Origin of the sequence: Lactiplantibacillus plantarum (genome assembly GCF_014131735.1) — a bacterium.
GTDB classification, from domain to species: domain Bacteria; phylum Bacillota; class Bacilli; order Lactobacillales; family Lactobacillaceae; genus Lactiplantibacillus; species Lactiplantibacillus plantarum.
In genome coordinates this window covers 1,549,817-1,563,360 of record NZ_CP039121.1, presented here as the reverse complement: position 1 = coordinate 1,563,360, position 13,544 = coordinate 1,549,817, and the positions used below count along the sequence as shown (strand labels likewise).

Annotated in this window: 14 protein-coding genes; all 14 read right to left on the bottom strand. The window is 47.0% G+C overall.

The annotated features are described in order from the left end of the window. Positions 1–53 precede the first annotated feature (53 nt). A complete protein-coding gene (locus tag E5260_RS07180) occupies positions 54–1,040 on the bottom strand; it encodes a helix-turn-helix domain-containing protein (RefSeq protein WP_003640407.1) in 987 nt (328 codons plus the stop codon). A 14-nt stretch (positions 1,041–1,054) separates the two neighbouring features. Then, positions 1,055–1,867, bottom strand: coding sequence for an oxidoreductase (locus tag E5260_RS07175; RefSeq protein WP_003640406.1), 813 nt, complete (start codon positions 1,865–1,867; stop codon positions 1,055–1,057). A gap of 288 nt (positions 1,868–2,155) precedes the next feature. Beyond that, a complete protein-coding gene (locus E5260_RS07170) occupies positions 2,156–2,518 on the bottom strand; it encodes a DUF1648 domain-containing protein (protein WP_003640405.1) in 363 nt (120 codons plus the stop codon). Between the two features lie 306 nt (positions 2,519–2,824). Beyond that, positions 2,825–3,868, bottom strand: coding sequence for a zinc-binding dehydrogenase (locus E5260_RS07165; RefSeq protein ID WP_003644331.1), 1,044 nt, complete (start codon positions 3,866–3,868; stop codon positions 2,825–2,827). Between the two features lie 288 nt (positions 3,869–4,156). Next, positions 4,157–5,290: an amidohydrolase gene (locus tag E5260_RS07160; protein WP_003640403.1), complete on the bottom strand. Its 1,134-nt coding sequence runs from the start codon at positions 5,288–5,290 to the stop codon at positions 4,157–4,159. Positions 5,291–5,302: 12 nt separating this feature from the next. Next, entirely contained in the window at positions 5,303–6,541 is a 1,239-nt protein-coding gene (locus tag E5260_RS07155) for a hypothetical protein (RefSeq protein WP_003644330.1), read from the bottom strand. Between the two features lie 208 nt (positions 6,542–6,749). Then, a complete protein-coding gene (locus tag E5260_RS07150) occupies positions 6,750–7,250 on the bottom strand; it encodes a GNAT family N-acetyltransferase (RefSeq protein ID WP_003644329.1) in 501 nt (166 codons plus the stop codon). Between the two features lie 214 nt (positions 7,251–7,464). Then, entirely contained in the window at positions 7,465–8,415 is a 951-nt protein-coding gene (locus tag E5260_RS07145) for an alcohol dehydrogenase catalytic domain-containing protein (protein WP_003640400.1), read from the bottom strand. Further along, positions 8,416–8,955 (bottom strand): cysteine hydrolase family protein, encoded by a 540-nt coding sequence (locus E5260_RS07140; protein ID WP_003640399.1) that lies wholly within the window; start codon positions 8,953–8,955, stop codon positions 8,416–8,418. Between the two features lie 160 nt (positions 8,956–9,115). Next, the gene (gene trpA, locus E5260_RS07135; RefSeq protein WP_003640398.1) at positions 9,116–9,910 is read right to left on the bottom strand and encodes a tryptophan synthase subunit alpha; all 795 of its coding nucleotides are present in this window, start codon (positions 9,908–9,910) and stop codon (positions 9,116–9,118) included. After that, the gene (trpB, locus tag E5260_RS07130) at positions 9,903–11,102 is read right to left on the bottom strand and encodes a tryptophan synthase subunit beta (protein WP_003640397.1); all 1,200 of its coding nucleotides are present in this window, start codon (positions 11,100–11,102) and stop codon (positions 9,903–9,905) included. The genes trpA and trpB overlap by 8 nt, the downstream gene beginning before the upstream one ends. 1 nt (position 11,103) lies before the next feature. Then, the gene (locus E5260_RS07125) at positions 11,104–11,730 is read right to left on the bottom strand and encodes a phosphoribosylanthranilate isomerase (RefSeq protein WP_003640396.1); all 627 of its coding nucleotides are present in this window, start codon (positions 11,728–11,730) and stop codon (positions 11,104–11,106) included. After that, positions 11,727–12,509, bottom strand: a complete 783-nt coding sequence (gene trpC, locus E5260_RS07120) for an indole-3-glycerol phosphate synthase TrpC (protein WP_003640395.1) — start codon at positions 12,507–12,509, stop codon at positions 11,727–11,729. The genes E5260_RS07125 and trpC overlap by 4 nt, the downstream gene beginning before the upstream one ends. Then, a complete protein-coding gene (trpD, locus tag E5260_RS07115) occupies positions 12,506–13,525 on the bottom strand; it encodes an anthranilate phosphoribosyltransferase (protein WP_003640394.1) in 1,020 nt (339 codons plus the stop codon). The genes trpC and trpD overlap by 4 nt, the downstream gene beginning before the upstream one ends. Between the last annotated feature and the right edge of the window lie 19 nt (positions 13,526–13,544).

Sequence of the window (13,544 nt, the reverse complement as noted above, 5' to 3'; positions counted from 1 at the left end):
CACATCCATAAGATTTTAACGCCCATAACTTTTAACCTAAACGGCAACGCTTGTTAATTTTTGAACATCCCCAGAGATTGTTGGCGGTAAACGGATGGACTCTGATGAAACCATTTTTTAAAAGCTCTCGAAAAAGACTCTGGGTCTGAATACCCTAACAAATAGCTGATTTCAATCAAGTTTAGCGATTGATCTTTCATCAAGGGTACCACTAGGGTTCGACGCGCAATTTGGACTTCATCATTAAATGTGGTGCTTAAAGTACTAAGATGACGCTGCAAGGTTCGTTTACTGAGATTCAAACTTGTTGCAATCTCGTCAATTGAGAAGGAACCACTAGGAATTTTCTTCAACAATAGTGCTTGAACAGTCGCGAGCAATGATTGGTTGTGTTCAATAGCCAGTTTTTGTTGGTCTAACCCTGGTTGCAAAAATGCCCACATTGAATTATTGGCCGAAATAAACGCCCGCTGTAAGTCCGTGACTTGAAACTGAATGCAATTATCAGCCAATTGTTGAGGTCGAATGCCCATCACGGCATCAATCTGATCACCATACGGATACTTACTACCAACTGAAATTGGCTTGATGAGTTTTCCCGTACCTACTCGTAACAAGCTGATTAACAACAATTGTTCCGTCATAATCGTGAAACGCGGCAACTCGACGCCAAGACTATTTCCCAAAATATGAATATTGACAATATCTGGCTTGGTCACTATCTCTAAATGAACCGGACCTGCCAATGATTTATAGGTTGCCATGCGTGCAATCGCTTGTTCACCATTTTTAGCAGCTAATGCTGCAAAAAAGGACGGCATAAACGTATTAATGTTAGTAATATTCCCTAAACTAAGAATCATTTCATCCGTCAATTGGTTGTCGAATTCGTTCATTAACTGCCAATACTCCACATCAGAAAGCATTAATTGTTCTTGCCAAACCACTTTATTAATACCGGCAGCTTCAAGCAGGCTATTTAAATCAACGCCAAGGCTTGCCATAAAACACTGAAACTGTTCAGAAACCATAATCTTCACACTAATCACTCCTACTAACTGGCATGCATCATGATAAAATCAAAAACACGAGTCGGTAAAATCGCCTTAGCAAGTACCAGCGGTTTAGCCCCAAATCCAATTAAATAACGCACCCGTGGTCGTTTCTGATTGACCGCCTTCGAAATAGCTTTAGAAATAATTTTTGGATCAGACATCATTCGCGACGAGTATTGTCGGCGCATACCCGCGGCAGCATTGGTCGCTTGTGTTTGATATGCACTGTGACGTGCTGAGGCTTCTAAATGATCCGCAGCAATGAATCCCCAGTTGGTTTTAATCCCACCAGGTTCAATAATTGCAACTTTAATGCCAAAGTCTTTAGTCTCCATTCGTAATGCGTCACTAAACGCTTCGACAGCGTACTTGGTTGCGTGATACCATGCGCCCATATAACTCACCAACCGTCCACCCATGGAAGAGGTATTGATAATGCGTCCTTCACGTTGCGCGCGCATATACGGTAAAACTAATTGTGTCAGCCGAGCCATCCCAAATAAATTAACCTCGAACTGTTGCCTGGCTTCATCAATGGAAACATCCTCCACAGCGCCATATGAGCCATACCCCGCATTGTTGATCAAAACATCAATGCGTCCTTCACTGGCAATTAAAGTTGCTACGGCCTGACTAAGCGACTGCTCATTGGTTATATCTAGTGACAAGGGCTTAACGCCGTATGGGGCTAGTGCTTCAAGTTTATTCAACCGCCGCGCCGCACCGTAAACAACGTGACCTTGCTGTGCTAAGTCTTTCGCTGTCTGAAACCCAATACCGCTGCTTGCACCCGTAATTAAAATAACTGCCATCTCAATGACCTCCTATGTTTTTCAATAACAATAGTTTACATAGAAAATCGCAACGGCTTAATGATTTATCACGTCATCATCATAACATAATATGCCATTTTTTGGCGCAGGCCATTAACAGCTGATATTAATCAACTCAAACAACTGCAAAATCACACTCATTACGCCTGGCGCTGTTGATTAAGCCATGATGGTCTAAGTATTTAAAATAGCTACACCACCCAAAATTCGCTTGAAATTAATTTCAGGCGAATTCATAAACATCCTGCTGCCAATTTCTCATCCTAATCACCATCCGCCAATGCCCCCGCTAACTAGCCGGCCCTGCACTTCCGATTGCAATATAACCCACAACAGGACGCTGAAACCCACCATGACACCTAAACACTGCCCTTCAAAGCCTGTTAGCGTCGGCAGTTGCAAGAGTCCGAGCTTGCGCCGTTTTTGACGGGCTAACTTAATCATGACTTCACCCGTGACCACAACTAATAGTGGTAACATCACTAGCCAGCAACGGCTGCCGAATGAATCAGCCAAGCCGGCACTATTAAAATGTGTAACAACTGTTTGCGGTGCCAAACCAATCATAATGACACACATCAAAACGGCACCAGCCACAATTGTTCGCACGATCCAAGTAAAGACTCGCATTACGCTCACCTCATTTTTGACCCAGTATAGCAAGCGGGCGACAGCACGGACAGCAAAATGCGTTCTTTTAAACGGTTAATTATCGAAGCCAACTACAATCGTGCGACCAGCTAGCTTTAATGACACGGTTCAACTGGTTGCATGTCTTTTTTCTAATACCAACGCAAAGACTAGTCTAAATCAACTAAGCTTGATTGATTTTTACCATTAAATTATCGCCATCGAAAAAGTCGTTTCAGCACGATGAATCAGTACTGAAACGACTTTTAATCGATTGCTTTTAAGCGACTAGTTACCTAGTCGAGATTAATCAATGGTAATCATAGCCTTAATTGTCTTTCGATTTTGCATGTCTTGATAAGCCTGATTAATGTCGGCTAATGGATACGTTTGCGTAAATACCCGGCCCGGATTAATATTACCGTCCAAAACTGCTTTGAGTAAGAACTGTTTGTCATAAGTCGTAACGGAGGCGGAACCACCAGCAACCACAATATTTTGAGCAAAGGTTGACCCAAGTGGCCGGTTATTATAATGTGGTACACCCACATAGCCTACGCGACCCCCATTATGCAAAACACCTAAAGCTTGGTCAATGGCCGCTTCGGTGCCGACACATTCCAACGCCGCATCCGCGCCGCCACCAAGGATTTCACGTACCTTCGCAATGCCTTCGTCACCACGTTCAGCGACAACCGCGGTCGCGCCAGATGCCAGTGCCATTTGCTGCCGATCTTCGTGGCGACTCATCAAGACGATTTGCGCGGCACCCCGCAACTTAGCTGCAATCACAGCACATTGCCCAACGGCACCGTCACCAATAACCACGACTTTATCGCCCTTTTGAACGTTTGCACACCGTGCCGCATGATAACCAGTCGGCATCACGTCTGCCAGCGTCAACAATGACTTGAGCATCCCTTCCGTATAGTCACTAGGTTGACCAGGAATCTTAACTAACGCCCAATTACCATAAGTGAAGCGAATGTATTCTGCTTGAAAGCCATTAGACCAATTTGTGTGGCCCAGATGCCGATCACAAGTACCATCGAAACCAGCCAAACAAGCCGCGCACTCACCACAGCCATGGGTAAATGGGGTGATGACAAAGTCGCCTGGCTTGACCGTCGTAATGGCCGAGCCAATTGCCTCAACGATTCCGATAGCTTCATGTCCTTCGTTGATCGAATGGGCAGCCTTGTCATCACCATGCGCATATGACCACAAATCGGAACCACAAACACAAGTCCGCACGATACGCACAATGACATCATCATCAGATTGTAATGTTGGTTTGTCAACTTCCTGAACAGATACTAGTCCAGCTTTTTCGAAAATTGTTGATTTCATCCTAATCACCTTTGGCCGCCTCAACCAAAATTCAATCAGCGGTCGTTCCCTTCATCATTAAAATAATAATATTAAAAATAATACACATATATTATAACAATAATCTGCACGCACCAGTTACTGATTGCACCAAGTCGGGTATCAACAAATACTTTAGTTACTCAGATAATTGTGACCAAACTCGCTTGTTACTTATCATTCAGAAGCTTTCCATAAAAAATGCGCCCGACCATGTTAGTTTCCTAGCAAGGTCGGGCGTCTTCCCTTTGTCGATTGACCACTTTCAATTCAAGCTCGAACCCACTTTAATAGTGCCGTAGCTGCCAATTCATGGAAGCGAGCGCCATAGGTTAGGCCTGCGTCATCACAGCGGTAATTTGATTGATGTAAGGTCCCATTGCCGCCTGAACCTAAGAATCCATAGAATCCTGGAATACATTCTTGATATAACGCAAAATCATCGTCGGCATTGCATAGCTGGGCAGGCACAATATCAAAATCATCTTTCAGAACACGTGATAGTACAGCGGTAAGTGCCGCGTTATTGTTGACACAGCTTGGTCCTCGGTCCCAATCAATTGTAGCGGTTTGCTGATTCATCTTGGCAGTTGCACGCACAATATCGTAAAAACGTACTTTAGCTAGATCCCGGTTAGCCGTGTTGAAGGTCCGAATCGTGCCTCGTAAATTCGCCGTATTTGGAATCACGTTAAAAGTCGTTCCCGCTTGGACGGCAGCAATCGTTAGCACCAGTGCTGCGTCTGGCGCAATATTTCGGCTACGAATGGTCTGTAAATTACTGATCAATTCACCAAGCGTCACGATGGGATCATGACTTGCTTCGGGCATCGCTGCATGGGCGCCCTGGCCCAAAATTGTGACGTCAAAATTATCATTACTAGCCATGAGTGGTCCAGACTTCATCGCTAAAGTGCCGACTGGTAAATTCGGCATATTATGGAATCCCGCAATCGCACGAACACCTGCTAGAACACCATTATCAATCATCATTTTGGCACCGCGGTGTCCTTCCTCCGCAGGCTGAAAGATCAGTCGCACCGTACCATTGAGATCTACCTCATGCACTTTCAATAATCGCGCTCCCCCTAATAAGGCGGCCGTGTGAAAATCATGCCCACAAGCATGCATCCGACCAGGAATCGTTGATCTAAAGGATAACTCATTGTCTTCTTGGATTGGGAGTGCATCAATATCCGCGCGCAACGCGATGATTGGCGCACCATGCCCAATCTCGGCCACCACCCCAGTTTCTCCCGGATAGTCTACCAACCGAATGTTCAACTCAGTCAATGTTTGCTTAATTAAAGCGGTCGTCGCGACTTCCTGCAGTGCTAACTCTGGGTGTGCGTGTAATTGATGGCGCAAGGTTGTCATCCAAGCTGCTAAAGTTGTTGTCATCATCTGAAAAGCCCCCTATAAAATTTTCAAGAAGATCGACGCAATAATCACTGACGCCACTGAGACGGTTGCAAAACCGCCCACTAACATTTTAGGTAACATCTGGTCTAGTAAATATTGCTTTTCCTCCGCAGTCGATCCCATAATTTCGGTCACTTCATGGGTGACGATATAGTCCGCGGGGAAACCAAATAAGGCAGTCAATGCACTTGCAAAAGCCATTTCGCGGCTAAATCCCAACGGTCGCGCCAATAAGCTAGATGCAATCCACATCCCTAAAACACCAAGAACGATCAACGTTACAATCGGGATCAAAATACCACTTAACATGCTGATTTTAACAATGTTTAGATTGGCAAAAATATAAGCTAGCAGACCATACATCAGCCAGTGAAAGACGCCCGCTTTCTCCAACACCGCATCTTCTAAAAAGCCCAACTGATGCGCGATAACACCAAACACTAAACAAATGATGTACTGATTAACCGTGCCATGGGCTAACTGGGCAGTCCATTCAGCCAACCCAGTCACAGCAGCGACTTTAAATAACATAAAAGCTGAAGTATCATAAGCGGCCGGTAGTTGCCAATGCCGTAATTGAGGTTGAACTGATTTCACCTTCGCTGGTACGGTTGGTAGCGGGCACACTGGTAATTGCGCCGTTGTTTGAACTGTCGCACTGGTGGCAGAATCAGCGGTCGCGACCGTGACGTCTACATGTCGGACTTGCAATAGTCGGCGACTCTCCCGTTTTAGCATCCACGCGGTTAGCGGATAACCGAGCATGCTGTGCATGACAAACATTGCCACCGGAAACGCCACAAGTGCGGTAATATGTTGGGCCTTGAGTCCAGCTGTCATCAGAAAGGCAGCCACTAACCCACCCGTCAACGGGGGCACACTGGCAACGATCGTGTGCCAATCAAATAAAAGACGGCCAATTCCCATCGTGAGCACCACTGTCCCAACCACGCCACTCAGGGCAATCACAACTGCGCGCCACTGTTTTAACAACAATTTCAGATCCATCAACGTCCCCATATGAACCAATAAAACGGCTTGGGTAATTTGAATAAAGGCAGTGCCAAATGAAGCAGCAGGGACAATGTTTTTGGGAACAATTGTCCAAAAACCCACTAGAAATAAGAGTGCCGTAATAAATACGGATGGAACATAGGCCCGACTGCGCGTGGAAACCCACTCGCCAAGCATCATAAAACCCATGACAACCATTAGAGAAAGAATTGCTACCATTACCATCACTTCCATTAGCTTAATTTACGATCGGCTTTTTCTAATCGTATTATCATAATCTAACAGAAAGCCAATCGTAAAACGAGCCGTTCAATCAGATTTCGTTTAAATCTAATCTCATTCGCAACGACACAAACGATTCTAAAGTATCGCACCTAGTTCCGATAAGATTCCAAATACTAGATTGACTGAACTAACTAAGCAAATTTCAATCAAAATTTAAATCCATGGGACAATGGACTGGGCGTTCATAAATAAATTGACGCCCCAATCGACCATCTATGCGGCGATGCGTATCAGTGAAACCATGGGTCAGGTATAAATGTTGCGCCACATGATTGGCATGATTGACCGCTAATAATATTGTTTGAATCATCGGATAATGACTGGCAAGATAACGTGGTAATTCGGCAAGCGCGTCAGACGCAACCCGCTGATGCTTAAAGCGATCATCAACAGATAAAGCTCGCAACAAAATCGTATTCACTTCCGTTTCACCGTAACTGAGCGGTCCTTGACCAACATGCAAACAGAAAAAGCCCACTAATTGGTTGCCATTCATAATCATAACGGCCGTTCGTTCTAAATCAGATTTGCAAGCACGAATAACTTGTTGTGGCGTCGCCGTGTACATCACATTAACCAGTTGATACTGTTGTATTTGCTTCAGTGCTCCCCGTGTCGTCGAATAACGTACTAATTGAATCATGACCATCACACTTCCATTTGACCGATTTAGCACTTAGTGTAACAGTCCGTGGTCATGACTGGGAATTTTAATAATTCAATTGTTGAATTGACTAACTGGCGCTCGATTCAGCCTGCACTACTAATCCACCACAAAAACGGCATCGGAAAAACTGCCCGATGCCGTTTGGTGATATTCGATTAAACCAGTTAATTTCAAATACGATTCAAGTACTTCATGGGCGCAATAAAATCTTGCCAGCAACTTGCCCGGTCTCAAGGGCCCGGTGCGCAGCGGCTCCTTCTGCTAATGAATAGACTGTCGCTGGTCGTATCGTCACGCGATGCGTGAGCACATCATCAAACAATTGATTGGCACGGCACTGACGAGCAGCCGCGCTGTCCAAATAATCCCATAAATCACCAGTCATCAAACTCTTGGATTCGGACATTAGCTTGACTGGATCAATTACTGGTGGATTGCCAGCTGCCATGCCATAAAAAATGACCCGCCCACGGTGCTTGGTAGTCGCCAGACTAACTGGTAGTGTCTTACCGACCCCATCAAATACCGTATCAAAAAAATTATGATGGGTCGTGTCCCAAGGATCATGGCGCATAAAAACGGTGGTTGCGCCAGCTTGATAGGCCAATTCAGCTTTCGCCGGTGTTGACGCCACACCATAAACAGCCACCTCATTGGCCACGAGCAGTTGCGTTAATAGCTGCCCAACACCACCGCTGATGCCATGAATCAAGACTCGATCGTGCGGTTGGTTTTGTGCCAAGTCATGGACTAAGAACTCCGCAGTCATGCCCTGCAATCCAATGCTAGCGACCTGCTGATCATTGATTGCCCGTGGTACTTTAATCGCCTGATCAGCTGGAACCGCGACAAGGCTAGCGTTGGCAAACGGCACGTCAACGAATAACACCCGATCACCGCGTTTAAAATTCGCCACTTGCTTACCAACTGCCACAACCGTTCCCACGCCTTCATAACCATCAATGTACGGTTGATGCTTTTCCAAATGATAGGTACCACGACGACGATAAATGTCGGCAAAGTTGAGCCCGATATACGTTGTTTTAACCAATACAGTATTTGCAGTAACGATTGGGTCCGCCACCTCACCGTACTGTAGGACCGACGCATCGCCAAAATCATTAAAAAATAATGCTTTCAACTAATCACCCGTCTTTTCTAACAAATCGTCAATACGGCCCGATGCTGTTACCAACGTCAAGAAACGGTGGTTCCAAATCCGATCTTGATAAAAATCAATCGTTTGTTGCGCACTCATCATGGAATTGGCCGTCGTTGTCGTCAGCCCCCGAACCATTTCGAGGTGGTAGCCTAACCCATGAGCCATTTTAACCGTCGTATCCACACAAAACTCGACTTGCGCACCACAGATTTCAAGTGTTTGACATCCAATCACCGTCAATTGGGCTTGTAAATCCGTGTGATAAAAAGCGTTGGCGTGCGTTTTCTGGACCACAATATCGGTTGCTTCAATTGGCAACTCTGGTATCATCTGCCAATCGGCAGAACCAGTGACTAAGTCAGCATCGTGATGTTGCACAAACACGATTGGCTTATTTTGAGCCCGATAACTCGTAATGCGTTGTTGAATACCCGCAATCACGGTTGCCAAATTGGTAACCGGTTGGGACCCGCGACAGACACCAACTTGCATATCAATAATAATCAGTACATCCGCCATGTTGACCCCTCCGTAAATTAATTTAACTGGCTTGGTTAGCGTCAACTATTATTAACGACGCCCACAAAGCAGTAAGCTGTTTTTAGACTAGCACATTATCCGAGCGTTTCCCAGCATTTAATCGAAGTAGCCCGGCACAACAACATCGTAACAAATAAGATCAGTCAACTGTATCAGCCGTGCGACCATCCAATGCGCGCCGCATCCGTCGCGTATAGTCCCTTAAGACTGCTGTCGCTGGTTGGTGCGTCGCAATCAAATGCACGACTGCACTACCAACGATGACCCCGTCCGCAATTTGTGCCATGGCCTGGGCCTGAGCTGGCTCATGGATACCAAAACCAATTGCGACAGGTAACGTAGTCGCATGGCGAATCTTCGCCACCAGTGTTGCTAAATCAGTCGTGATGTGTCGCCGGGTCCCCGTGACACCTAGTGATGATACGACATAAATGAAGCCCCGCGCCTGCTGGGCAATCGCTGCGATGCGTGCATCATCACTCGTTGGCGCAATCAATGGAATCAAAGCAATACCATAGTGGTCTAAGGTTGGTCGAAGTTCACCAGAGGCTTCTAGTGGCATGTCGGGAATAATCAAGCCTGCGACATTCAAACTTTGACACTGCTGGGCAAAGGCAGCATAACCAAACTGATAAACAATGTTCGCATAGGTTAAAAACACGAGTGGAATAGTTGTCTTCTCTCGAATTGCCACCACCAATTCAAAAACGCGTTGGGGTGTGATGTGTTGGTCAAACGCACGGAGATCAGCGGCCTGAATTTCGGGACCATCAGCCACAGGGTCTGAGAACGGAATGCCAATCTCAACGAGATCACAACCCGCTTCTGCTAACGCAACAACTTGGTCAACTGTCGCTTCAAAATTAGGATCACCGGCCACTACAAAAGCAATAAACGCCTTATGATTTTTAAAAATTGTTGTTAAATCAGTCATCAATTGTCACCCCTCGATACTTTGCAATTGCCGCCACATCTTTATCTCCACGACCGGATAACGTACAAATAATAGTTTGGTCACGTCGCATCGTTGGTGCTAATTGTTGTACGTAGGCGACTGCATGGGCACTCTCAATCGCACAGATCACCCCTTCGACCTTAGCAATCAGTTCAAATGCTTGTACTGCTTGGTCATCGGTGATCCCCACATATTGCGCCCGGCCACTCGCAGCCAGGTAGGCATGTTCCGGTCCGACGCCCGGGTAATCCAGCCCAGCCGAGATTGAATAGACCGGGGCAATTTGTCCGGCTTTATCTTGTAAAAAGAGTGACTTCATGCCATGGAAGATACCAGTCCGACCACGTTCAATCGTCGCAGCCGTCAACGGCGTTTGAACACCCTTACCCGCTGCCTCACAGCCAATCAGCTCAACTGACGTATCATCAAGAAAAGCCGCAAAACTTCCAATGGCGTTACTGCCGCCCCCAACACAAGCCACGACGGCATCCGGCAAATGACCTGTTTGGTCCAGGATCTGCTGTCGGGCTTCTACACTGATGACACTTTGAAATTCATGTACCATCATTGGAAATGGGTGTGGTCCCGTTGCAGAGCCCATGATATAAGCTGTATCATCACAGCGCCGCGTCCACTCTTGTAAGGCCGCATTGATCGCATCCTTTAGCACCATTGAACCAGTCGTGACCGGGTGGACCTTGGCCCCTAATAGTTGCATCCGGTAAACATTCAATGCTTGACGATCCGTGTCTTTCTTACCCATAAAGACGTCGCATTCCATCCCGAACAAAGCAGCAATAGTTGCAGTTGCGACCCCGTGCTGTCCAGCCCCAGTTTCAGCAATCAATCGCTTTTTGCCCATCTTCTTTGCCAACAGTGCCTGCCCCAAGACATTGTTAATCTTGTGCGCACCCGTATGGTTCAAGTCCTCACGTTTAAAATAAATCTGAGCACCACCTAATTGATCTGATAATCGTTGTGCATGGTACAACAACGATGGCCGGTTCGCATAGTTATTCAACAAGTCAGTCAACTCTTCTTGAAACTGCGCGTCCTGTCGGTAATGTTGAAAGGCGCGATCCAACCGCTGTAGCTCGGTCATTAATGTTTCTGGAACGTACTGACCACCAAAGTCGCCGTAACGCCCCGCCTGTGATTGATTTTTAATCATACTAATTCCTCCTAATTTCTGTTAATAATGGTGTTGACACGCCCGTTTGGTGCGCCCGTTGGACCATCAGATTGATTTTTTCACGGTCTTTATTGCCCGCCGTCTCGACGCCACTAGCCACATCGACCATTGCCGGGCACACCTTGTTGATTGCCGTTACGATATTCGTCGGTGTTAAACCACCAGCCAAGATAAACGGCCGGACGGGACGCTGTGATTGTAATTGATTCCAATCCAACACCTGTCCACTACCTGGACGGGCATTATCCAATAATAAGTAATCCGCTTGACATTGCGTAGCATTCGCTGGCGTCATCGCTTGAATCACCGGCACATGGGCGGCCATTAAGGACGCAATCCGAGGATCATCGACGGTAGCGTGTAGCTGGACCACCTGAATAATGTGCTGTTGCACGAGAGCTAAAATTTCCGATAATTGATTAGTTGTAAACACGCCAACACGCCGGATACGCGGATCTAATTGCTGTGACAGTTGGCGCGCGGTCGCCATCGTAATCCGTCGTCGTCGACCGGGGGCAAATACCATCCCAATTGCGTCTGGGAGCGCTTGATTAACCATCACGACATCCGCTGGTTGCATCAAACCGCAAATTTTAATTTGTGTCATCCACGCACCCCCGCCCGCAGTTGTCTGACAGCTTGCTGCTTATCTGGCGCACGCATCAACGTTTCGCCGACTAAAATAGCGTCAAAGTCGGCGGCCGCCAACGTTTGTACTTGCGTCGACGTTTGAATGCCAGACTCGGCAATCACATAACACTCAGCCGGAACCGCTTGCCGCAACTGGCGACTCGTTGCAAAATTGACACTGAAATCTTTCAAATTCCGATTATTAATGCCAATAATCCGGGCCCCAGCCGCCACCGCTTGCTTAATCTCAGCCGTTGTATGGACTTCAACTAGCGCACTTAAATTCAGCTCATGAGCCAACGTAATGAAAGCCTGCAGTTGAACCGGTGTTAAAATAGCAACAATCAATAAAACCGCACTAGCACCAGCAATACGAGCACTCGCAATCTGACTAGCAGCTACAATAAAATCTTTACGTAATGTGGGTACCGAGACCGTTTGCGCAATGGCTTGTAAGTAAGACAACTGTCCTTTAAAATACCGGGGTTCGGTCAACACTGAGATGGCATCGATCCCAGCAGCAACATAGTCTTGCGCAATCTGTAAATAGTCAAACTCAGCCGCAATCAGCCCCTTAGAAGGTGACGCCCGCTTAACTTCACCAATAAGCTGTAAGCCCGGCTGGGCCAGCATTGCTTCAAATGATAAAACGGGGGTGGTCATTTTTCGAGCTTGTTGAATGCGCTTCACACGCTCCCTAACTGGTACCTTCTGAACCCGTTGCTGACTCGCCTGGACGAGTTGATCTAAAATCATGAGGCCATCACCGCCTGACTACTCTGAATTAATTGGGCCAACTTAGCCGCGGCCGCTCCTTGATCGATTGTTTGCTGGGCCAACTCAAAAGCGGCCGCTAGATCCAACTGTGGCTTGGCAATATGCAACGCCGCGGCGGCATTCATCAACACCACGTCACGAGGGGCCCCCGGTTCTCCAGCGAGTACTGCTCGCGTGATGGCGGCATTAACTTGGGCACTACCACCAATAAGAGCCGCATGGTCACAACGCGTCAGTCCAAACTGTTCAGGCGTCAGGGTTCGCGTTACTTGCTGCCCATGATTAATTACGATCACATCCGTAGGGGCTGCCGCTGAAATTTCATCTAAGCCGTCCCGGCTATGCACGACCATGGCATGTTTAACACCTAAACGCGTCAACACTTCGGCTAATGGGGCCATCAAAGCTTGCCGATATACCCCTAGTAGTTGCATCTCAGCATGAGCTGGATTGGCTAAGGGACCCAGTATATTAAAAATGGTTGGAATCTTGATTTGTTGCCGGGCCGGGGCGACGAATCGCATCGCCTGATGATATTCGCGCGCATACATAAAGGCAAAATTGGTCCGCTCTAGCAATGCTAGACTCTGAGCAGGTGTTAGATCGATTTTGATACCGAGTGCTTCTAAAACATCCGCCGCACCACTCTTGGACGACGCCGCACGATTGCCGTGCTTGGTCACTGGTACACCCGCAGCGGCGACCACTAGCGCAGTGGTCGTCGAAATATTAAACGAATTCGACCGGTCACCGCCCGTCCCAACGATTTCTAGCGTGGGCCGTTTAACTTTAAAAGGTAACGCCTGGGAACGCATCGCAGTTGCTGCACCAGCAATTTCATCGATAGTTGCCTTTTTGATGGCTAAGGCGGTCAAAAAGCTCCCAATCTGTGCGTCGGTGGCCTGACCTTTCATAATTTCCGTAATGACTTGTTGGCTCATTGTAAAGTCTAGATTTTCTTGGTTAGTGAGTTGTGCAATCGCTGTTTCAATCATAAGTATTCCTCCACTCTCG